Origin of the sequence: Citrobacter amalonaticus (assembly GCF_002918555.1) — a bacterium.
GTDB lineage: Bacteria > Pseudomonadota > Gammaproteobacteria > Enterobacterales > Enterobacteriaceae > Citrobacter_C > Citrobacter_C amalonaticus_A.
Window position 1 is genome coordinate 38,332 of the sequence record NZ_PQMB01000009.1, and the last position, 21,220, is coordinate 59,551.

Genomic DNA, 21,220 nt, shown 5'->3' on the forward strand with positions numbered 1-21,220 from the left:
AGGAGACAGCGATGGAGACGACGCAAACCCGTACCTATCTGGCAGTACCCCATGACGAGAAGGATGAAGCCCGTAAGGCCGCAGGAAAACTCGAAAATAACAAATCCGCACTCCGTTTTGATGATGAACGCAAGGTCTGGTATGCCCTTCCCGGTGCCGACATGGAAGCGCTCAAACGGTGGAAACCTGACCCGCTGCTGACCGGCGTATCAGCCGGTGATGCGCTGACGCAGTTTACTGACTTCCTTCATGCTAACGGCGCCGATGTACCTGATAAGGTCATCATGGACGGTACCCGCCAGCGTATTCGTATGAGGGATGACAAGCCCGGTAAAAAATCCTGTACCTATGTGGGGCACCTGGATGGCCTGCCCAACGGCTGGTTCAACGACTTCCGGGATGGCGGTAAGGATGAACTGAGTACCTGGTACTTCAGCGGTGAAGAAGGCGACCCTGTCGCTTCGCTGCATATGAAAGCCGTGACGGCCCAGAGTCAGTGGGACCGCGCCGAAGCAAAGCGGGTATTACAGGACAAGAAGGCAGGCAATGTCCGGTATGTCCACGGGAAATTTGGCCAGGCCGGGCATCAGCACCCCTATCTGGTGAAAAAAGGCGTTCAGGCAGCCAGAGGCGTACACATTGACAACAAACAGAGATTGCTTATCCCCCTGCAGAACGCTGACGGTGTCATGCGCTCGATGCAGACCATCGATCCCGAAGGGAACAAGCGCCTGACCAAAGACGCAGAAAAGAGTGGCAATTTTTTCGTTGTCGGCGGCACGCTGAAAAACGGCAGACCCATCGTGTGTGCCGAAGGGTACGCCACGGCCGCCAGCGGAGCGATGGCGCTACGCATGCCGGTCGTCATGGCCATTGACTCCGGTAACCTGGTCAAAGTGGCCGAGCGCCTGCATCAGAAATACCCCGACAGCCCGATGCTGTTTCTGGGGGACGATGACCCGCCCAAACCCCACAGACCGGGTAATCCCGGCAAAGAAGCCGCAGAGAAAGCGGCCCGACTGACGGGCGGAATTGCCGTACTACCGTCGCTCACCCCGGACGAAAAAGCACAGGGGCTGACGGATTTTAACGACCTGCACCAGTCCCGGGGACTGGCGGCATTAACCGAAGAACTGGCCCCCCTGCGTCAGAAATTGTTATCCGCTCCCACGCCTGACGCCTCCCCCGAATTACAACCGACTGAGACTGTTATCATGAATGAACCGGATAATGTGAATAGTGAACCTGCAGGTCAGGCTGAAGCCGAAAGCCAGATGGCAGCCTATGAGGACTGGATGGCATCCGGACAGGATGCCATACCTGAGACCGTCCAGCCTGAACCGGTCCCTGCTGCTCCTGTCGCGCCTGTAGCTGCTGTAGCTGAGACTGCCGCGTCGAAAACGCTGTCACCGGACAGCGCTGACGGAGCCGGCACAGCGACTACGGTGAATAAAGCCCGCCGGACTAAAAAAACGGTGCCTGCCGAAGCAAAAGAGAAAGGCAGAGCAAAAACGGCAACGGCCCCCAAAAAACCCCGGCAGAAGAAAGTCACCACAGACGATAAACCGGAAAAACCACAACAGGCTGCACCCGCTGCGGCTGAGAGCCAGAGCGCCACGCGGGCGGACCCGACGCCGTCACTGTCATCGCTGTTAAAACAGGAATCGCCCCCGGCATCGCCTAAACCCGCCCTCGAAGACGAGGAGGTTCAGCCAGTCATTCCACCCGTGAACGAAGCCACGCCGCCATTACGCAATGCCTCCCCCTCCGGGACAGAAGAGAATGATTCTCCGGACAATGACATCCCGATAAGTGAAGCCATGCCAGAGCCTGACGGTATCCGCTTTGAAAGAAGTCTGCAGGCACGCGAGCGGATTGATTTAGTTGCTCTGGAAGGCGCGTTGCTGCACAGGCCGGGTAGCGAACGCGGCACCCAGCACTACTTACTCGACGGTGATCGCGCTTTTACCCGTTATATGCAGCAGGGTCGCATCATTATGGCCACGCCGCAGGCCAGTCAGAATGACCGCATGATCCTCGGCGCACTCCTGGTGGCAAAGCAGGACATGGTTCTGCAGGGTAATATCGAACTGACCGGCAGTCCGGCGTTTATACAACGGGCAATCAACCTGATAGCGGAGTACGACCTGCCTCTGAAGCTCACAAATCCGGAGCAAATAAAAATGCTCGAGGAAGCGCGTGAGAAATTGCTGGCCGAACCTGGTCTGCCGGATGAACCCACGCCCCTGGGCAGTGAGGCTTCCGAAATTCTGGTGCATCCGGTCGGGAACAACACGTCAGCCCCCCGGCCTTCAGCGGCGGAAGCGACGCAGGCAGCCAGTACTCAGCAGGTGTCCTCCAAAACGCTCCCGCCAGATATTCTGCCGCAAAAAGCCCCTGCGCCCGTCCCCATGAACGCCAGCCATGATGAGGCATCTGCAGGACTGACGGGGACACTGCTGGAACACGGTCCCGCGCCATATAACTTCCAGAAGGACGAAAGCCACAGTTATTATGCCCGGCTGCGTACTGCCGAGGGAGAACGCATCGTCTGGGGGATAGCACTCCGCGCCGCCATTGCCGATGCAGGCCTGGAAAACAACGATCTGGTCAAGCTGCAGATGACGGGCAAAGAAACCGTCACCGTGGATGTTAAACAGAAAGGTCCGGGCGGAAAACCGATAGTTGATGAGAAAGGCCATGCCGTCTACCGCAAAGAGGAGCGGGAACGGAATAAATGGACCGCCAGACAGGCCATTGACCCCACCGTCGTCAATGCCGACACCCGGTCGATGACCCCGCCTGGCGAACTACTCGCGTATTCACTCAAGGACTGGAACGCCCTCCAGGCCGGGGTGGAAGAACTGGCGAAGAAGGCCGGGGTGTCGTTGCCTGACTGGCCCGGACTGCCCGATGCGTTGTGGACGGAACCGGCAGGCAAAGGTGTACCCAGCCCCGACCGACAGCCTGACAACCCCACGCTCCCTGCCCCGTCCCGCGATGCCGGGAAGGCGCTTTTCCAGGCGATGGATGCAGAGCAACAGCTCAAACTGTTGCTGGTCAAAGCCCACGGCGACTATGTCCAGGGCGTTGTACTTCATGACGATGTGTACAAGCCGGTACTCGGGAGACTGTGTAAAAACGCCCGGGGCGCGCCTCACATGACGCTCAACGAAATCACGCCTGACGGACTTAAACCCCTGGGCTACGGCAACCCAATTAACAACGACACGGGCAGCTTTAACGACTATGTCTTCCGCCTGAATAATGAACCCCAGCGTTTATATGCACAGGGCCTTGAGCCGGAAAAGCGTACGGCGGCACTACAGCAGCAGCTGGGATTTGACAGTGCACCGGTGGCACCTGACCAGCTGGTAGTCCGCCATGAGCCGGAATCAACCCACCGACACACCCCCAGCATGCCACGTCCTGGTCGTTAACGGAGGTCAGAACACATGAAAAAGATATCGCTCACATTTCTGTTGTTGTACGCCTCGATGTCAGGCCCTGCAGCAAATGCAGCCAGCTGTGTCGCTGCCACGGCTGCGCTTGCCGGCGCACAGGCCGGTTATGAGCAGAACCGGAAAGCCGCAGAGTCATGGTCACAGCGGGAAAAGCAGGCCAGTAACGGATTTCAGCAATGTCTCGGGGACATCAGTACCAGCATTACGGTGCCGACATTCCCGGACTTCAGCCAGATATTTGACCAGATAAAGGACAAAATCTGTTCTGCTGCCCGGGATAAAGTCTCCTCCCTGTTACCCGGGAATATCGATCCGTGGGGTGACCTGGGCGGAGGTTACATTCCGACGACCGACGTTCCTGTCGGAACCCGGAGTACAACAAGTGCGGTCCCCCGGCTGACTTCACCGGCTCCCTCTTCCGGCACCCCGTCAGCCAGCTCCGCTTACCCCTTCTCGCTGTAATTTCTCCTGCTCTCTGTTGCCCGTCCGGCTCTCCGGCCGGGCGGCAACCTATGGATATTTTTATGAAGAAGAAACCTGTCCCCCCTCCGGCGACGGATGAAAGCCCATACGAAAATGCAATGGCACAGCATCAGCATGCCCAGCTGAATGTGAGTTTTACACGTAAAAGCCTGCAGACCAACGTATGGCAGTCCGTTGCGATTGTCCTCCTGGTGTGCAGCACCATTCTGTTCGCCTGGAAAGCCGCCAATCCGCCACAAAGCGTTATTGCCAGTGACAACGGTCGCATCATTCCGATACCCACCATCAACGACCCCGTTTACAGCGACGCGGACATCATCGACTACGGCGCCAGGCATATCCGGGAAGACTTCACACTCGATTTTGTTCACTACCGTGAACAAATCAATGCCCGTCGGGATGGTTTTTCCACAGAAGGTTTTACCAGCTATTACAACGCGCTGGTCAATTCAAACATACTGCCCAATATCCGGGATAAAAAAATGAACCTGTCGTCACTGACCTCCACCGGTGTGGTGAACAGCAAAGGCGTGCTCGATAACGGCGCTTATGCCTGGCGATTGCAATACCCCGTCACCTTCCGGCTCACCGGACAAACATCATCACTGCCACCCCAAAACTTCACTCTCATCATGCTTGTTACCCGCGCCGATCCCCGACTCAAAAAAGACGGGCTGGAAGTCATACAGGTGATTACCCGGGAGGCCGCAGAGCAATGAAAAAGACACTGATATTCATCACCGCACTGGTCAGTTGCACCGCCGTGATGGCGGCGGAGACGCCACAACCACAATGGCAACCGGCACAGTCATTATCCACCACCCCCACCACGGCGCTGCCGCCTGCACCTGTGACAGTGGCTCAGCCGGCAGTCACTTCACCGGCTCCGGTACCGCCGGATGCAGCCCTGCAGTATGCGGAGAATGTGACGGCCCCCCTGTCTCCGGAGGCGATAAAACAGCTCCGTTCCGGACTGGATGGCGTTCAGCGCAGCTCGGGAACCGCACCGGTCACCGCCGCGCCACGGATACGCTCTCTCACGGTGAAGCTCGAACCCGGATCATCCCTGCCGATGGTACAGGTTTTACCTAACTTCCCCGGCGTGGTGAATTTCACCGACCAGACCGGCGCGCCGTGGCCGATAGCGGCCCCGCCAGTGAACGGTAATCCTGCGGGCTTCCAGGTGAACTACCTGCCCGACACGCCCTCGATGTCCATTCAGGCCCGCCGGGCCTACGACACAGGCAGCGTGACGGTGTACCTGAAAGGCCTGGCAGTGCCCGTCGTCGTCAGTATGACCAGCGGTGAACCCGGTAATCCGGAGGCATCGCAGCCCACGGACAGTCGGGTCGATTTACGTATCCCGCAGCGGGGTCCTGCCGCCCTTCCCGCCTCTGCGCCCCGGCAGAAAGTCGGGCTGTATGACAATACCCTGCAGGCATTTCTGGACGGTGTTCCCCCGAAAGAAGCACAGCGTATCAAAACACAGGGCGGTGTTCCGGATGTCCAGGCCTGGCAGCTTGGCGATGATATTTATCTGCGTTCCCGCGCTGACTTACGCGATGCGTTCGACAGCACACTCTCGTCTGCTGACGGTACACACGTCTGGAAAATGCCGGTGACGCCTTATGTCACCTTCTCGGTGCTGGGACATAACGTCCCACTGACTCTGGAGTTGCAATAATGTCGATAGAACAGGATGCGGCCAGTGACGGCAGAAAAACGCTGGCGCTGATTAGCGTCGCCATCATCATTGTTGCCGCCGTAGGGTATCTGGGCTGGGGATGGCTGCAGCAGTCCGCCATCCCCGAATCGCAGTACAACCTGAATCGCGTGGCCAACAATGCGCCGGTCTCCGCGCAGGAGAGCCAGCAGTACCGTGAATTACTCAGGCTGGCCAACCAGCAGGGCGCACAGGAGGCTGAAAACGATGGCAACAGTTTCGTGGCCTCGCTCAGCGAAAGTTCTCAGCATGACGACGTGCCCGTTGTTCCCCGCGTTCAGGCCACGCCGGTAGCCCTGGATACGCGTAACGGAACTTCTCCCCAGGATACAGGACAACAGGGCGGGCTGAATGATGAGCAAAAACAGCAGATCACTAATCTGCTCACGCAGCTGAATGCGCGCTGGCAGACCAGCGACATGCAGCTGGCCTCCGCCTTTGGCAGTGAGGGACAGGACGGAGCCTCGCCTTTCAGCCAGTGGGCTCAGAGCGTACCGGGTCTGGCATCACCCCCTCCCCAACCGGCGGCACAGACCACTGCAGGCGGATCAACGTCGGGCACAACCTCACGCATCAACATACCGGGATTAAGCCGCTATCCGGGCACGATCGACACCGCCATTGATTCTGATAACCCGGAGTCAAAAGTGCTGGCCATCATCCCGGCCGGTAAGCTGGCAGGCGCCACGCTGGCGGCACCCAATGTCCAGCTTGCCGGCGATGGCGTCATTGTGAATTTCAAAACGCTCGCGTTCAACGGCATGACCTGCACCATCGATGCGTATGCGCAGGATGATGAAACCCAGCGTTCATCCATCGCCAGCAGCGTCAATCACCGGTATGTCACCCGCATCATTTTGCCCGCACTCGCCAACGGCCTGGGCAAAGTGGGCCAGCTGTACGAGGACAGCAACACGCAGATCCTGACCACCAACAGCGGGACCGTCACAGGACGAACCGGCTCCCCGGACAGCAAAGCCGTCGCCGGCGTCATCGCGGGCGGTATCGGGCAACAGACCGCGCAGGTGATGACGCAGGATGCGTCCCGGCTGCCGGTCACACAGGCCAACGTTGACCGCCGTCAGGTGGTCTCCATTCTGTTTATGAAACCCGTCACTGACAAAGACTGCACCCCCACGCCCGCAGGAGAAAATGCGAAATGAAACCACACTTTGACCCTGAGCTCGACGCCCCCGTTCCCCTGGATGACGAGGCGTTACAGGCCGATGAACCCATAACGCCCTCTGCCAGGCCTGCAAAGCGCCCGTTATGGGATCAGCCTAAAGTCCAGATCGCCGCGCTGGCGGTTTTTGCCGTTCTCGGGCTGACCTGGAAAATGTCCGGCAGCAGTACCCCCCCGACCGCCCAGCCACAGTTCACGGCAATGGAGCCGGTAAGTACGCCCGCGCCGGTGACGGTGGATTCGCCCGTCCGGGATGAATCCTTACCGGCGCAACAGCCGGATGTGCCGGTGACCGAAGACATCCCGCCAGCGGCAGCGCCGCATTCAGAGACGGATTCTCTCGCCGGGGAAGTGTCCCGGGCACTGAACTCACAGCAGGTCTACAGCGAGAAAACCCGGGAAGGGCTGACCGCCGTTGCCCGGCGTCTGGATAATCTGGAGCGACAGGTCGCTGAACTGAAGCAACAACGTCAGGCCCCTCCGGCAGCGGTCAGACAGGCCACGGTAGCCACCACAGTCTCCCCTGCCCCGAAATCCTCGCGAACATCGTCCTCCCGGGCCTGGTCCGGTAACGGAGCAAAGGTGAACAGCCTCTATCCGGGGCTGGCCTGGGTGACCTGGCAGGGAAGCAGCTGGGCGCTGCGGCCCGGAGACCGATTTGCGGGGGCGACGGTGTTACGCATCGATGAGAGTAAACGGGAAGTGGTGACGTCATCGGGGGTCATCCGTTAAGGAGCCGATATGGACTTTGTCCAGATGCTGGCGAATGCGACCAACAACCTGTCAGCCATCACAACGCAACTGGTTCTGGCCATCGCCGGCGTGGGGGGCATTGCCCTCATTATTTTGTATCTGTCCGGGCAGGCAGGCCGGACGCGCCGGGGTCAGCGGACGGACTCCGGTGGTACCTTTCTGGCTGTTCTGCTGCTGACCTGCTGCATTATCAGCCTCGAAAGCGTCGTGAATGCCGGTTCAAACCAGTTTGCACTCGGGGCCGTCACCTTCGATGCCATCTCTTACGTTCCCGAAGCCCGTTATGGCCCGGCCGCCGTGGCGGTGAATGCCGGTCTGACGGCCCTGCAGTCGATCGGGTGGATATTTGCGCTCAACGGACTGTTACGCCTGCGACGCTCCCAGAAAGATGGCCACACCGGCTTAACTCGCGGGGATGACATCTCTTCAGGTATTAAACGCTTTATCTGCGGTGTGCTTCTTGTCTGCAATCCTTCGGTGCTCAGCGCCCTACAAAACACAATCAACATTCACTGGTAACAACTAAGGAATATTATGGAAATCCTGAAAAATATGATACTGCGGACTGCAGTAGAACTCTCCCTGCGCGTCTGGCAGGTGCGCCGTCGTACATCGCTGTGGCTGAGTGGACTGGTATTGAGCGCGCTGGCCAGTCAGCCTGCACATGCCGCGGGTGATGACCTCGGCGGTATGGTAAAAAGCGGACTTAGCTTTTTCACCGATATCAAGGAGCCGCTCCTGGATGCCGCGCCGGTAATTGGTCTGATATTTATTATTCTGGCATTGCTGATGATGCGCTGGAAAAAGAATAACCCCAATATCAAACCGTGGGAGATTGCCGTTATGTTTGGGGTTGGCCTGTTTTTACTGGCACTGAGTCAAATCGCCAGCCGTGGTCAGAAACAGCTGGGTTTAAACCCGGTCGGATTCTGATAACGCGTGATCCCCGGTTCTGCCGGGGAGTTTCACTGGCGTCCCAAAGGTATAATAATGATTAACTTCTTAAGAAAAACGTCTTTATGGATAAATAAAGCAACAGGAAACACTACCTTTCAATTTATACTCATCTTTATTGCCGGAATAATCGCAGGGTATCAGGCGGGAGAACAAACTAAATTTTACAATCTGTCGAAAGATCCGCAAGCATCGCTTGTGGAATTGATATACAAGAAATGTGGAGGTAATACAATTGTAGTGAAAGACATCAGAGGCCCGTGGACGACGGAGCAAATGACATGCTGGAGTGAGGAACTTACTCATGCCAGTGATAACACATTCAAAACTGAGATGTATTTTAAAATCAGTAAATTTATCCATGAATGCAACCTCAAAAAAGAAGACCGAAAAAAATGTCTGGACAACATTTCATCTGAATATCAAAGGCGACTGGATAAATATCGAGAACTTAAAACCCTGATGAGTGAATCATCCCGATATAATTAACCGGGAGTAACAGTGTACACTACAGCAACAAAGATTTTAAAGAGCATAATTAAACAATACTCCCTGTGGAGCAATCAACACCCCTGTTTAATAAAGGTGTATTTATGATAACAGAAGGTATCATTCTAAAAACTGAAATACTTAGTGAATATATCTATACTTTAAAACTAATCTGGCTCTTAACTGAAAATAACTTATTGAGTAACCAGATGAAAGAAGGTTACACAAAGGAACAGTTAATTGATGAACTGAAAGAAGCTGTAAAAAAAACAACGCTATCAGAACTCTTATCAGACACTGGCCACTATGAACTTGCTGAATCCATCTTTTTCATTATTGAGCAAAGAGTCAATGAATGCAGCAAGTTGTAAATCAAACAACACTTTTCAAAACCACTCTCTTATATCTGCGACCCTTTTATTACTCAGAGTTAAAAGAAGATTCTGTATTTGTTCCCACTTTGAATTTGAATTCACTGTCGTAATAAGATGGTCCACTTCAACATTCTTGCAATACTTATAGTGATCTAAAGAATAGAAACATCTACAGGCAAGAGGCCTTACAGAATAGATTGTACACCTTGCATTATCTACATCAAGAAAAGGACAGTAAGAATTCTTATAGCTTACCCTTTTGATGGCATTGTAATCATTAATAACTTTACCAGCTTCATAAGAAATTAACTCTGCTTCCATCAATGTTACATCCACTGGGATTTTACAGCAATATGCACAGCCATTTTGACAAACAGAAAATTTACTAACATTCATCTCATCGCCAATTTCATCTGCCGCTTTTAACAAGTTATAGGTACGCACCAAAAGGTCACTCTCTGTTAGCCCTTTAATTAAATATGATTTCAATTTTTCAGGTTTAAATTCTCCATTTACCGGCAATCGTCGGCCAGCACGCTTTGGATTATAATTTTTAAGACGCTTTTTTATTTCAGCATCATCATTACACACTTTCATTCCAACTCCTTTTTTGAACATCGTATAACAATATATATCTACAGGGTAACACAGACCTCATTTACTATTTACGTTATATTGCGGCCTTCCCGCATAAGGTGTCTTCATGCCTGAGTCAGACCTCAAACATACCATTGCCGATAACACCCCAGAAACAGCTAACGCAGAGCGGAACGCCTGTGTGCAGTCACTCGGGTGTGAATGCGAATATTACGCCCTTCCTTGCGAATTACCTCATTCAAAGCCGGCTCCGTTTTATCTATCAGAGCGCCCTCACCAGGGACATTCGCTTTTTTATGGTCCTTCGTCCAGGAGATGTTGTGATGCCTGAATTAGACCTCAAACAGACCATTGCCGGTGAAACCCCGGAAACAGACAGCGCAGAGCGTAACGCCCATGCTCAGTCACTCGGCTGCGAATGCGAATACTGTGGTTATCCTTCCGGCCACAATACAGCGATACACCGTGACGGAAATCCACTCAATCGCGATGACAGCAACCTGACGGTCGTCGATCCCTTCTGCCGCGCATGGCGGGAACTCAACACGCTCAATGCCGATAATGCGGTGATGGCGTTGCTTCCCGGCATTTCATCAGTGGATATCAGTCATTTGCAACGCACTATCCACATTGCTCTCCATTGTGACGATGCGGCCACACGGGCAGATGCCCGCCAGTTACTGGACTGGCTCACCGAACATAACGCACTCGCCGAAAAGCGTTTCGACACGTCACATCCGGACGCGTTTGCGCAGGCGCTGCACCGGACAGCCCCCTCGCAACGTCATGAAACCCGGGTGGCATGGCGTCATATCGCACCGGTACTCAACCCGGCCCGTCTGCCTGACCCCACAGAGTTAACCCCACTGGAGTCCACAACGGACTGGTGGCCAATGATGTACCAACATTACCGCACGCAGGGTGGCGCATGATCATCGATAAAATTGAAGACGCATTTGCGTGGCTTTCACGCTACACGCTGGGAGAAAACTTCGCAGACTACTGCGATTTGCGCACGGTCATTGGCTTAACCGCCGATGACAAAATCCGCCATCCGTCGATGGACGCCCCGTATATTCAGGTCACCAAAAATAATGACTATGTCAGTTGCCTGGAAATTAAAGGGGCATTTCGTGAGTTCAGTTTCGAAGAGGTTGCTGAAGGACTGCCACCGAAGTCCGGCACCTTTCAGTTCTTCTACACGAATCTGGCCGACAAGCTCACCGGCGATTTTAAAGAACTGGGCCATAAACTCAGCATTGTCTTTGAGCACGACCCCGATCGCGGCCAGGAGGAAATGACAGAACTGATGAAGCCAGTGCGTCGTGGATGGAAGCAGCTTCATCTCGACATGGATGATCTGGCTCTGGAGCGTATCGAAAAAATGACGCCCTGGCTGGCGAGAGAGCGGGTTTTTCTCGTTATTTACACCGCCATTGGCGCCCTGCCCGCAGATGAACTGAAAAGCGAGATCCGCCGTCAGAATGCTGTCGGTGAACTCCCGGAATCCCGTTTATCACAAAACCCACTTTATGCCGAATTTGAAGGCCTGAAGCTTCGCCATGACGCGTTTATGGATAAGCTCATCTTTGACATGAACGCCGGGAACAATGGTGTCTCTGTGCGTCTGATGGATGCGCATGAAACGGGACGCGTGATCCGCGACGAGATTGAAAAAAGCAGCACGTCGCCGTCCTGGCAACCGCTTCTTCCCGGCGACAGGGTGATGCCTCACGGCCGCCTGCGGGGGGACGGGAAAGATATCAGCGCCTGTCTGGCACCGCATCTCAACTATCAGTATTGCGACACGCAAATCGACACCGACGGACCTTTCGTGGAGGTGGACGATTTTTGCCACGGCCAGCTGGCCATGACGTTGTTTCCGCAGCGTCCTCAGACATTCCCGGAGCTGTTTGCCAACGTCCCCCGGCAGATCCCGTGGCGCGTACGTTTTGACCTGATGCCGGGCGGGGCCTCGCAGCTGGGATACAAAAATTTCCTGCTGACCTTTCTGGCCATCATTCCGGCGCTACGCCAGCAGTATGAATCGGTGCAGTGGTTACTGAAGCGCGACAAGAAAGATCCGGTAGTCAGCCTGAGCGTCACTGCGAGCACATGGCACCGGGACAAAAAAACCATGAAACGTAACCTCACGTTACTGAAAAAATCACTTCAGGGCTGGGGTATCTGTAATGTCACCGGCACTTTCGGCGATCCGGTCCGGGCATGGGTGTCAACGCTGCCGGCCGCCTCCAGCTACAGCGGCCCGAATCTGATGTTCTCCCCGCTGACTGATGCCCTGCGTTTGCTTCCCCTGCAGCAGCCGTGCAGCCCCTGGTCGGAAGGAAATGTGATTTACCTGACCCCCGGCCGAAAACCGTTTGTCATCAGGCTGGCCAGTGCCCTGCAGGAGAAACACACGGAACTGGTGATGGGGCCTCCCGGTTCAGGTAAATCAGTTCTCTGTAACAGCAGTCATATCTCTTTCCTGACCAACACCAATACCGACCTGCCCTTTATGTTGCTCATCGATAAAGGGTATACCGCGCAGGGATTCCACGACATCGTCTATGACGCGCTGCCGGACGATGCCAAACACAAAATCGTCAGTATCGTGCTGAAAAATACGGCAGAGCACTGTCGTAACCCGATGGATATTCAGTTGGGACTTAAAGCCCCGTTGAGTACCGAACGGGATTATATTCTCACTCTGCTCAAAAGCCTGTGTGCAGATCCTGCGACAGGTCTGCCCCCGGACCCGACCAGCTGTGCCGATATTCTGGGGAGGATCGTCGACAGTGCATTCAAAGAAAAAGGCGAAATTAACCCCTCACGCTATGGTGTCGGGCTGGTTCCTGAAGTGGATCGTGCCCTGGAGGAAAGCGGCATACTGCATGACCATTCTCCGGAATGGTGGGCGTCTGCCACATGGTATGAAGTCCGCGACATGCTTATTGACAAAGGCTATGTCTCTGAAGCCTCACGAGCCCAGGGACAGGCAGTCCCGCTGATTAACGACCTGCAAAATGAGCTCAACCGCAAGGAACTGGCGGACGCATTCGAGGGGGTGACACGGCCAGGGACCCAGGAATCGTTACTGCAGTATGTTTCCCGTTGTCTGGCCAAAGCACTGACCGATTATCCGGTACTGTCAGGCAGGACACGGCTTGTGTTCAGTCCGGAAACGCGGATCGTGATTATCGATGTTAACAACGTCGCAGGAAAAACCACCCCGGAAGGCAAACTGAAGACCGGCATCATGTACCAGTTTGCGCGCCAGATTGGCGGCGGGAATGATTTTTACCTCCCGCAGATTCAGGATGAACTCTACGCCAGCCTGGACCCGCGTTACATCCCTCTGCACAGGAAACGTATTGAGCAGCTTGATCAGGAAACCAAGCTGATCTTTATCGATGAGATGCACAACATCAAAGGGGTGCCGGCATTATGGGATGCGTTGCAGACCGAAGACCGTGAGCAGCGTAAGTTCGGCATACGTACAGTCTTTGCCTCGCAGTATGTGGACGACTATCCCCCTGACCTGCTTGAAAGTGCCAACTCCATCTATCTGATGCGCGTCCGTGAAAAAGATTTCGAGCTGCTCAGTAAGTCCTGTCAGATCCCGGAGATAACCCTCCGGCGTCTGTTGATGACACCACCTGGTGCTGCCCCCGATGGTTCAGGTACCACCTTCCTGGGAATATTCAAAACCTCACGCGGCAACGTGGCACAATTACTGAAGCATGCCGTGGGGCCACGGGAACTGTGGGCGCTGAACTCCACGCCGCAAAACCGTGCCCTGAGAAATCGGCTCACAGCCAGTCTCGGGTCGCGTACTGCCCGCGAGCTGCTGGCGTCAAAATTCCCGCACGGCAGCGCCGTGGCGCAAATCGATTATATGAAAGCAAAAGCGGGTAACGATGATGGAACCAGCACGGTAAACCGCCTGGCCGATCAACTCCTCAACGAATACGGCTACCTGCAAGGGTAAATTCACAGAGAGCTAAACATGGATAACTATATTCGCCGGTGTTCCCGGCCCGCTGTCTTTACGGTGTCCCTTATTTCATTGCTTATGACCTCACCGGCACTGGCCCTGACGGTCAACGTCAACAGCAGTATCCCGGTGACAACGCAGATTGTCCCTCAGCTCAGTACGGCCAACGGCACACTGACAGAAATTGCCACCACACAGCATCAGGTGGGGGCGGCCATCAATGCCAGCGCCAACAAGATTTCATCCTCAATTGAGCAGGCAGAACAGTCCAGGGCCACACAGGACAGTTTTGCGCGTCAGTCTGAACGGCTGGAGCAGTCGCGCCGCAGTTTTGCCGTGCCCGAAACCATCTGCACAGAGTCAACATCAGGCTCGGCTGCGCGGGTCAGCAGCCAGGCGCGCGCCACGCAGAGCAGCTATTCCAGAGGCGGTGGCGTCAGTAACAAAACCATCAAGCGCGCACTGACCGACGCCACCCCGGCGCCGGAGCAGGTTCAGTACCAGAGTGCCGCCATCCACGGGCAGTGGTGTGATGAAACCGATTATGCCGCGTATGGCGGTACCGACCTGTGCCCATCTGTATCGCAGTATCCGGGCGGTGACAAGCAACTGGCCTCCCTGCTCGACGGGGCCGGTAAACCGGGCAAAACGCCTGACCTGACGTTCACGCAGACGCAGATTGATGCCGCCGTCGCTTACACCCTCAATACCACAGCGCCCGCAGCGGGTCGCCAGCTGGGGAAAGGTGAAGTTAAAACCGCTTCGGGCAAACAGTATGCCGGCATGATGACACAGTACGAGGGCCTCATGGATGCGGCCCGGGAGCCACAGATGGCCATGATTGCAGCCAGTACCCCCAACAAGGCCACAAGGGATGCCCTGAAAGATGCGCTCAAGGTGCCGTCAGCACAAAGCTATTTCGACGACACTGCATCAGAGCAGGCACGCTCATCCGGAGAGTTATCCCAGCGGGAGTTTGAGTCGTTTGAGGTGGGCAGGCGCTATGCAAACACTGCCTACTTATCTGACCTGCAGCAGATGGAAGGTGACAACCTCATCCGGGAAAAAATCCGCGTGCAGAACCTGGGGAACTGGCTGGCGCTGGCCTCAAAGCGTGAGCTGGAAAAGAACAATATTCTCACCGGGCAGGTGCTTGCCCTGCTGGCCACGGAGCATTACCGGCCGCAGCTGGCTGCCAAAATGGAGCAGGTGAAAGCGGGGAACGCCAGATGAAAATGAAAACCGGGCTTTACTGGCTGGCCAATATCTTCCTCCCGCTTTCCGACATGCGGTATACCAAAAACAAAATCATTCCGTCCTTTGCTAAACAGCTGCAGCGTATGCGGGTGGCCAAAAAGCTGATGGAACGACGTCGCCGGCAGCCCGGATTAACGTGGGAGGAAGCGGTAGCGGCAAGCGGTATGGACACGGACAATATCGCGCACCGCCAGCTGCGACGTAAGCGGCAGTATCTGGCAATGGCTGGCATCCCCATCCTGCTGGCAGCCGGCCTGCTTCTGGCGGTTCTGGCCAGCGGAATATACGTCGCGCCCCTGCTCATTCGCGTAGGTGTCATGATAGTCGTTCTGCTGGGACTCGGGAGCATTCCGCTGTTGCAGGCGATCATCTGCACCTGGCGGTTGTGGCAGTTACGCGAGCACCGGGTCAGCGTGGAGGAAAAAGGCACATTCACTGATTTTCGCCGTGAAACCCACTGGATACGCATGACTCTGCTCCCCTGGCGTTAACGCCACTCTCATCCATCCTGCATCAACGGTCATTCAGGCCGGGGTAAATTTATGAAATGGTTACGAATCCTCTATGCCAGTATTCTGGTTAATTTGCTGTGGGCGTCATCTGCATTCGCTGATACCACAGTGAGTTTTGACAGCATTGAAATGGCAGCCAAACGCTCAACTGACCTGTCACGTCAGCTTCTGGTGATGATTTTCGGTGACGTTGTCACTAACCCGTTATCCACCAATGCGACAATGGTCGGCCAGCTGTTCTTCATCTTTAACGGAATTGTCTTTGCCCTCGCGGTCATCTGGTTTCTGCTTATAAGCCTCAAACACATCACCAAAGCCGGACATACGGGGAAAGTGTTTGGCAGCGGAGCCACGCCAATGGCAGTGGTGACCACCGTCGCGGGATTCCTGTTCCTGGTGCCGACCGCCTCCGGCTGGTCGCTCGCCCAGCTGGTCTTTCTGTGGGCGGTGTCCGTGATGGGTATCGGCAGCGCCAACCTGATGACCGACAAAATTGCGGACCTGATGAAACAGGGTTACTCACTGGTGATGCAGCCGGTGGCGCCACAGACCGTCAGTTCTGCGCGCGCCATCTATGGGATGAATCTGTGCATGTACGCCACGAACGCGGAACTCAGCGGTATGTACAGCCAGTACGGGAAGAGTGATACGCCCCTGATGGCCATCAAAAAAACAACGGATGGCTTTGAAATCACGAACGGGAGCGCCAGTTGCGGGTCTGCGCGACTGCCGGCATCAAGCAAGAACAGCCTGACCGGATGGCTGTTTGCGCCGGATGTAAACACGGATGCCATCGAATCAGCGCAGCGTAATGCCATGAACCAGATGCAGAATACGCTGAGTCAGAATGCCTCGGCGTTTGTTTCTGCCCTGCAGAACAAACAGAAGAACGGGAGTGGCACCCTTCCGGATGCGGAAACGGCTATTCAACAGGCCGCCCGGACCTATGAAGACTCGATCAATGCAGTCGTCAACGCACAGGGGAACGGCGATGAGCTGGCCACCGCAATGACAACAGAACTCAAGCGAAGTGGCTGGCTCTCTCTGGGGGCGTGGTATCAGACATTCGCGACAGCTAACCAGAAAGTCAACGATGCGGTAGCACTCAAACCAGTGGTCAGCGGTCAGTCATCTATGGGCGATATTGGCGTCAGCGATACGTTAAATAACGTCATGACGGCTTATCAGGCACAGCTTCAGAACTCACCATATACACCACCTTTAGGAACTCAAACTGCGAAAAAAACGCAAGAAGCGGCAGATTCCGTGGATACAAGCGCGATATTTGTCGGAATTTTTGGCTCCCCAATGCAACAATTTACTAATGCAGTAGCTACCTATGATATAGGTAATAACCAAGTTAACAGTAATCAGATGAATCCATTATTAAAAATGAAAGCAATAGGAGATTACACGTTAGGAGGAGCAGAAATAAGTTTTGGCCTTTTCACTGCAGCTAAAGTAGCGGCTCAAGTATCAACACAAGGTTTTTGGGGGAAAGTTATCGCCGCTTTATCAGGGAATGCGACCGAGGGATTTGCAGCGATTCTAGATGCTGTAAGCCCTCTTATATACTTCATCTTATTCATGTTATTTGCTATTGGATTTAGTCTTTCAATATACCTCCCTTTAATCCCTTTTATTTTTTGGTTATCAGCAGCAGCTAACTGGATTGTAAGCGTACTGGTTGGAGCGACGGGAGGTTCTTTATGGGCTGCAACACATATCGGTGCAGAGGAAGATAAGGGAAGTAGATCAGCTTATGGTTATATATTCCTTATTGATGCCCAAATACGACCCATGTTAATGGTTTTAGGTTTTGCTTTTGCCAGCCTAGTTATCGTAGCTATTGGAACATTACTGAATATGTTGTTTGGTCCTGTAATTGCAAATGTTCAGGCAAGCTCAATAACCGGCCTTGCGTCAATAGTTGGTTTGTTGATGGTATATGCCCGAACCTGTACAACAACTGTAACTCGTGTGTTTGCTTTACAAGTCACCATGCCAGACTATGTTATATCATGGTTAGGTGGGCGAGAAGCAGCAAGCATTTTAGGTGGCATGGCGGAATCAGCAAAAAGTATATTTGCTGGCTTTTCTCATGGACTTCAGCGTTCTCCGGGTGTAAAATTTAATAGTAAATTACAAGCACCAAGTAATGGTGAGGATGGTATAAAATGAAATTTCTTTTCATTAGGGATTTTTCAAGAATCTTAATTGGATTTGCAGGTTTTTTTTGTATTGGTTTTTCTCTATTACTATTCATTAGTCCCGGCTTTGGTCTATGGCAACTTTTTTTCGCAGTGACTGGTGTTTTGTTACTGGCAGGACTCCGACTTACTCTTTCCTTGAGAAGAAAGAGAAATGAAAATATTTTCGGTAAATTTAACAATGAGAACTTCTGCCCCGAAAACGAGTTCGAGATAAACAGATGGGATATGGGTCTCTATGTGGGTATCGATACGAGAACAGGAAACATATTGATGATATCATTGCCCGGAAAAATATTTAAAGGTATCACCTGTGATAAATTTATGGGTTACGAATGTAAAGGAAATGAAATAACATTCAAGTTCAACGACCTTACTTTTCCATTTTTTAAGGCATATCTCTCAAGTGAGAAAGAAAGTATGGAATATTGCCATCGACTTGATGTCTTGCTGTCAGCACAGTATCGACCCACAAAAGAATCCAATATAGATTTTGATAGTTTTGTCAAAGATAAGCTCCAGGCAGCCTGAGTAAAGCTATACCATCCCACCACAACAAGGGCACCTATCCAGGTGCTCTTTTTTCTTCCTGGTGCTAATCGACAGACTTCAGACGTAAAAAAACCGACTGGTGAAGTCGGCTTTTCTACTGCTCCGGTACTGAGTTGGTGACTCTGGCCGGAATGAGGTTCTCTACATCCAACGCCAGCACTATACCTCAAAATCCAGACGTAAAAAAACCGACTGGTGAGGTCGGCTTTTTTACTGTTCCAGCACTGAGTTGGTAACTCTGGCCGGAGAGAGACTCTCAACAACCAACACAATCATAGTAAAGCAGACTCACGATTATGTCAAAAGCCAGCTGTTCTGGTTATACTGCTCGCCGTTGGCTATGTAGGTTTCTCATTCCTGCTTTCCGCTCTGGCGGCATGGACGAATTCAAGCCCTGGCTGAGCAACAGGTGGTGCTGCGTTCAGTGCTCTGGCAGGAGTGAGACTCTCAACAACCAACATTGAGAAACCATAGTGACAGGCAGTGTATGAGTAAGCTATGGCAACTCGCTCCATTAAATGGAGAAACGGATGGTTAACCTGTTAATCATCGTTCTGAGAGCAGTAGCGGCGCTAGCTAACGCGCTGATTGCTGTTCTGGAACTGATCCGCAATTTCATCGACTGATGAACGCGGAAACGTAGCTAAGGGCGGGGAGACAACCGCTTCCCGCCCTTTAATAAATCCTAATTCGGTATGACAGGCTCTCTTTTTAGCCCAAACCAAAACCCAGACGTAAAAAAACCGACTGGTGAGGTCGGCTTTTTTACTGCTCCGGTGCTGAGTTGGTGGCTCTGACCGAAATGAGGCAAACTTTATCTAACATAAGTATTCTATCCCTGCTATCACACTATGTCAAAAACGAGTACTAAGGTACAATCAATGCGTTAGCGCTAATGTTTGCCTATCTGGCTTTAATCTCGGCATGAACATTAAGTCCTGGCTGAAATTACGCGTGGTGGCGGTTTTAGTGCTCTGGCCGGAGTGAGGCAAACTTTATCTAACAAATGAGCAAATGCTGCGACAGGCAGTGTATGAGTAAGCAGCATGGTTCTCACTCCATTTTATGGAGAAACGGATGGTTAACCTGTTAATCATCGTTCTGAGAGCGGTAGCGGCGCTTGCAAACGCGCTGATTGCCATTCTCGAACTGATCCGCCAGTTCTTGGACTGATGACAGCGGAAACGTAGCTAAGGGCGGGGAGATAACCGCTTCCCGCCCTTTAACAAATCTCCCCTTCTTCAATACACGGACCATCGCGTTCTACTGAACCACATCCCGACTTCAACTTCACTATCCTTAACCGGAGACTTTGTCATGTCTGCCTATCAACCCGTCCCGTCCCCCAACAATGACCAGGGGGCAATGATGTTGATGGCGCTGGCCCTGATACTGATAGCCATCGTCATATTTCATTCGATTTTTTACTACGCGTGTTGCGCCATGCTGTATTACCTGTGGTATCTGGCGGACTTTGCATCGATACACACTTACGTTGCCGGGAAAATTAACCTGCTGGCCTGGGCAAGCAACAGAGTGGAAGACCTGAGTCTGGGGGAATTCCTGGAGGTCATGAACCAGACTGCCGGTATTCTGTATGTGTTTATGCTTCCCGTCACGGTGTACGGCCTGGTGGCCACACGCAACCATCCACTAAGTATCACCCGCCGCAAAATTGACATACATACACTGCCGAAGATTATGTCCACCTTTTCCCCGACCATTATCCCTGCCCTGCAGTACGGTGACCCGAAAACACAGTTGCTGAATGTGGACCCGCCGGAACACCGCAGCGCCATGACCCCGGATGAATTTGCCATCAACCATAAACTGGTGATCGGACAGCGCCTTGACCATGAGCGGGCCAGACAGGCCTTCGATGCCCAGCTGGGACCCCCCTTGCTCAGCGAGTCCAGCTTCAGTGCGCATGAACGCGCCCTGGTGGCCATCATCGGCCTGCAGGTATTTTGCGACGATCGGCCTGCGGCACTTGAACTGCGGGATGCGTTAAACCGCTCCTGCGGGAAACGTCAGCGCGAACACGGCAATAAGCGCGGTTATCCGCAATTAAGCCTCGCTGAGAAGGCATTCAAACAGGTGATGGCCACGCCACAGGCGAAAGCCTGGGTACGCCGGCACAGCACAACACGCACGGCACTTTCAGCGCTGCATGCGCAGGATCTGCGCCTGCCTGCAGGTCTCTTTCGGTGGCTGAAGGGCCTCGACCGGACACTGTGGTACGTGCTGTCCTCGTCAGATCGCAGTAAATGTTTTGTCGAGGGAGCCGGTGTGGTGACGGCGGCACAATGGGAATCGCTGGTTTCACAGCTGTCTAAAAAACTCAAAGTCGTGATCCCTGCGCCTGAGAATCTGACCGCTTTTGCTGTGCGCGGTCTGGAAGACGACCTGCGTAATATCGGCATGGTTATCGACGACCATGAACGCAAGACCCGTATTGAAGAGGAAGAAGACAACACAACATTCGATGATCTGGTTTTTCTGCACAATGCAGATATCCCTCCCACTGTGACGTCCTCCGCCGGACATACGCCAGAAATAGTTATCCCGCAGGAAAGCCAGCGTAATTCTCAGCCCCTTTTCAGGCCGCAAAAATAAGGAGCACAGGAATGAAAGGCGCTGTTGACAGGTTTGTGCTCTTTTTCATAACCCCC

At 53.6% G+C, this 21,220-nt stretch carries 20 protein-coding genes; 19 read left to right on the top strand and 1 reads right to left on the bottom strand.

Annotation, left to right across the window (positions count from 1 at the left end; genetic code table 11):
• The first annotated feature begins 11 nt into the window (after positions 1 to 11).
• The 10 genes from C3432_RS25605 to C3432_RS25650 all read left to right on the top strand — a co-directional run bounded on the left by C3432_RS25605 (position 12) and on the right by C3432_RS25650 (position 9,420).
• The gene (locus C3432_RS25605) at positions 12 to 3,440 is read left to right on the top strand and encodes a DUF5710 domain-containing protein (RefSeq protein WP_103780210.1); all 3,429 of its coding nucleotides are present in this window, start codon (positions 12 to 14) and stop codon (positions 3,438 to 3,440) included.
• 15 nt (positions 3,441 to 3,455) lie between these two features.
• Entirely contained in the window at positions 3,456 to 3,926 is a 471-nt protein-coding gene (locus C3432_RS25610) for a hypothetical protein (protein ID WP_103780212.1), read from the top strand.
• Between the two features lie 62 nt (positions 3,927 to 3,988).
• Positions 3,989 to 4,666, top strand: a complete 678-nt coding sequence (locus C3432_RS25615) for a DotI/IcmL/TraM family protein (RefSeq protein WP_103780440.1) — start codon at positions 3,989 to 3,991, stop codon at positions 4,664 to 4,666.
• Positions 4,663 to 5,631 carry a DotH/IcmK family type IV secretion protein gene (locus C3432_RS25620; RefSeq protein WP_103780214.1) on the top strand — a complete coding sequence of 323 codons (969 nt, stop codon included), beginning with the start codon at positions 4,663 to 4,665 and terminating at the stop codon, positions 5,629 to 5,631. The genes C3432_RS25615 and C3432_RS25620 overlap by 4 nt, the downstream gene beginning before the upstream one ends.
• Positions 5,631 to 6,833: a conjugal transfer protein TraO gene (traO, locus tag C3432_RS25625; RefSeq protein WP_103780216.1), complete on the top strand. Its 1,203-nt coding sequence runs from the start codon at positions 5,631 to 5,633 to the stop codon at positions 6,831 to 6,833. The genes C3432_RS25620 and traO overlap by 1 nt, the downstream gene beginning before the upstream one ends.
• Complete coding sequence (gene traP, locus C3432_RS25630; RefSeq protein ID WP_103780218.1) at positions 6,830 to 7,585, top strand: conjugal transfer protein TraP; 756 nt, start codon at positions 6,830 to 6,832, stop codon at positions 7,583 to 7,585. Before traO ends, traP begins: the two co-directional genes overlap by 4 nt.
• A 9-nt stretch (positions 7,586 to 7,594) precedes the next feature.
• Positions 7,595 to 8,125 carry a conjugal transfer protein TraQ gene (traQ, locus tag C3432_RS25635; RefSeq protein ID WP_000348307.1) on the top strand — a complete coding sequence of 177 codons (531 nt, stop codon included), beginning with the start codon at positions 7,595 to 7,597 and terminating at the stop codon, positions 8,123 to 8,125.
• Between the two features lie 15 nt (positions 8,126 to 8,140).
• Entirely contained in the window at positions 8,141 to 8,539 is a 399-nt protein-coding gene (locus C3432_RS25640) for a DUF6750 family protein (protein ID WP_103780220.1), read from the top strand.
• A gap of 57 nt (positions 8,540 to 8,596) precedes the next feature.
• Positions 8,597 to 9,049: a hypothetical protein gene (locus tag C3432_RS25645; protein ID WP_103780222.1), complete on the top strand. Its 453-nt coding sequence runs from the start codon at positions 8,597 to 8,599 to the stop codon at positions 9,047 to 9,049.
• 104 nt (positions 9,050 to 9,153) lie between these two features.
• Complete coding sequence (locus tag C3432_RS25650; protein ID WP_103780224.1) at positions 9,154 to 9,420, top strand: hypothetical protein; 267 nt, start codon at positions 9,154 to 9,156, stop codon at positions 9,418 to 9,420.
• A gap of 15 nt (positions 9,421 to 9,435) precedes the next feature.
• Here the strand turns inward: C3432_RS25650 and C3432_RS25655 are convergent, their stop codons facing one another.
• Positions 9,436 to 10,020 (bottom strand): YkgJ family cysteine cluster protein, encoded by a 585-nt coding sequence (locus tag C3432_RS25655; protein WP_181012980.1) that lies wholly within the window; start codon positions 10,018 to 10,020, stop codon positions 9,436 to 9,438.
• Between the two features lie 323 nt (positions 10,021 to 10,343).
• On the opposite strand from C3432_RS25655, the gene C3432_RS25660 reads away from it, so the two are divergent.
• From C3432_RS25660 to C3432_RS25690, 9 genes are all read left to right on the top strand, one after another.
• On the top strand, positions 10,344 to 10,952 hold the full coding sequence (locus C3432_RS25660) for a hypothetical protein (RefSeq protein ID WP_103780228.1): 609 nt from the start codon (positions 10,344 to 10,346) through the stop codon (positions 10,950 to 10,952).
• Positions 10,949 to 14,011, top strand: a complete 3,063-nt coding sequence (locus tag C3432_RS25665) for a conjugal transfer protein (RefSeq protein ID WP_103780230.1) — start codon at positions 10,949 to 10,951, stop codon at positions 14,009 to 14,011. The genes C3432_RS25660 and C3432_RS25665 overlap by 4 nt, the downstream gene beginning before the upstream one ends.
• Positions 14,012 to 14,029: 18 nt before the next feature.
• Complete coding sequence (gene traW, locus C3432_RS25670; protein WP_103780232.1) at positions 14,030 to 15,250, top strand: conjugal transfer protein TraW; 1,221 nt, start codon at positions 14,030 to 14,032, stop codon at positions 15,248 to 15,250.
• On the top strand, positions 15,247 to 15,765 hold the full coding sequence (gene traX, locus C3432_RS25675) for a conjugal transfer protein TraX (RefSeq protein WP_103780234.1): 519 nt from the start codon (positions 15,247 to 15,249) through the stop codon (positions 15,763 to 15,765). Before traW ends, traX begins: the two co-directional genes overlap by 4 nt.
• 51 nt (positions 15,766 to 15,816) lie before the next feature.
• Positions 15,817 to 17,967, top strand: a complete 2,151-nt coding sequence (locus C3432_RS25680) for a DotA/TraY family protein (RefSeq protein WP_103780236.1) — start codon at positions 15,817 to 15,819, stop codon at positions 17,965 to 17,967.
• The gene (locus tag C3432_RS25685) at positions 17,964 to 18,527 is read left to right on the top strand and encodes a hypothetical protein (RefSeq protein WP_103780238.1); all 564 of its coding nucleotides are present in this window, start codon (positions 17,964 to 17,966) and stop codon (positions 18,525 to 18,527) included. The genes C3432_RS25680 and C3432_RS25685 overlap by 4 nt, the downstream gene beginning before the upstream one ends.
• Before the next feature lie 551 nt (positions 18,528 to 19,078).
• A complete protein-coding gene (gene dqlB / locus C3432_RS28260; RefSeq protein WP_000247681.1) occupies positions 19,079 to 19,174 on the top strand; it encodes a DinQ-like type I toxin DqlB in 96 nt (31 codons plus the stop codon).
• 451 nt (positions 19,175 to 19,625) lie between these two features.
• On the top strand, positions 19,626 to 19,721 hold the full coding sequence (gene dqlB / locus C3432_RS28265; RefSeq protein ID WP_308457672.1) for a DinQ-like type I toxin DqlB: 96 nt from the start codon (positions 19,626 to 19,628) through the stop codon (positions 19,719 to 19,721).
• A 144-nt stretch (positions 19,722 to 19,865) separates the two neighbouring features.
• On the top strand, positions 19,866 to 21,164 hold the full coding sequence (locus C3432_RS25690) for a secretion/conjugation apparatus DotM-related subunit (protein ID WP_258041662.1): 1,299 nt from the start codon (positions 19,866 to 19,868) through the stop codon (positions 21,162 to 21,164).
• Positions 21,165 to 21,220 lie beyond the last annotated feature (56 nt).

What these genes read in the sequence shown, in the direction of transcription:
- C3432_RS25605 (WP_103780210.1), top strand. Translation starts at nt 12, where the DNA reads ATGGAGACGACGCAAACCCGTACCTATCTGGCAGTACCCCATGACGAG.
- C3432_RS25610 (WP_103780212.1), top strand. Translation starts at nt 3,456, where the DNA reads ATGAAAAAGATATCGCTCACATTTCTGTTGTTGTACGCCTCGATGTCA.
- C3432_RS25615 (WP_103780440.1), top strand. Translation starts at nt 3,989, where the DNA reads ATGAAGAAGAAACCTGTCCCCCCTCCGGCGACGGATGAAAGCCCATAC.
- C3432_RS25620 (WP_103780214.1), top strand. Translation starts at nt 4,663, where the DNA reads ATGAAAAAGACACTGATATTCATCACCGCACTGGTCAGTTGCACCGCC.
- traO (WP_103780216.1), top strand. Translation starts at nt 5,631, where the DNA reads ATGTCGATAGAACAGGATGCGGCCAGTGACGGCAGAAAAACGCTGGCG.
- traP (WP_103780218.1), top strand. Translation starts at nt 6,830, where the DNA reads ATGAAACCACACTTTGACCCTGAGCTCGACGCCCCCGTTCCCCTGGAT.
- traQ (WP_000348307.1), top strand. Translation starts at nt 7,595, where the DNA reads ATGGACTTTGTCCAGATGCTGGCGAATGCGACCAACAACCTGTCAGCC.
- C3432_RS25640 (WP_103780220.1), top strand. Translation starts at nt 8,141, where the DNA reads ATGGAAATCCTGAAAAATATGATACTGCGGACTGCAGTAGAACTCTCC.
- C3432_RS25645 (WP_103780222.1), top strand. Translation starts at nt 8,597, where the DNA reads ATGATTAACTTCTTAAGAAAAACGTCTTTATGGATAAATAAAGCAACA.
- C3432_RS25650 (WP_103780224.1), top strand. Translation starts at nt 9,154, where the DNA reads ATGATAACAGAAGGTATCATTCTAAAAACTGAAATACTTAGTGAATAT.
- C3432_RS25655 (WP_181012980.1), bottom strand. Translation starts at nt 10,020, where the DNA reads ATGAAAGTGTGTAATGATGATGCTGAAATAAAAAAGCGTCTTAAAAAT.
- C3432_RS25660 (WP_103780228.1), top strand. Translation starts at nt 10,344, where the DNA reads ATGCCTGAATTAGACCTCAAACAGACCATTGCCGGTGAAACCCCGGAA.
- C3432_RS25665 (WP_103780230.1), top strand. Translation starts at nt 10,949, where the DNA reads ATGATCATCGATAAAATTGAAGACGCATTTGCGTGGCTTTCACGCTAC.
- traW (WP_103780232.1), top strand. Translation starts at nt 14,030, where the DNA reads ATGGATAACTATATTCGCCGGTGTTCCCGGCCCGCTGTCTTTACGGTG.
- traX (WP_103780234.1), top strand. Translation starts at nt 15,247, where the DNA reads ATGAAAATGAAAACCGGGCTTTACTGGCTGGCCAATATCTTCCTCCCG.
- C3432_RS25680 (WP_103780236.1), top strand. Translation starts at nt 15,817, where the DNA reads ATGAAATGGTTACGAATCCTCTATGCCAGTATTCTGGTTAATTTGCTG.
- C3432_RS25685 (WP_103780238.1), top strand. Translation starts at nt 17,964, where the DNA reads ATGAAATTTCTTTTCATTAGGGATTTTTCAAGAATCTTAATTGGATTT.
- dqlB (WP_000247681.1), top strand. Translation starts at nt 19,079, where the DNA reads ATGGTTAACCTGTTAATCATCGTTCTGAGAGCAGTAGCGGCGCTAGCT.
- dqlB (WP_308457672.1), top strand. Translation starts at nt 19,626, where the DNA reads ATGGTTAACCTGTTAATCATCGTTCTGAGAGCGGTAGCGGCGCTTGCA.
- C3432_RS25690 (WP_258041662.1), top strand. Translation starts at nt 19,866, where the DNA reads ATGTCTGCCTATCAACCCGTCCCGTCCCCCAACAATGACCAGGGGGCA.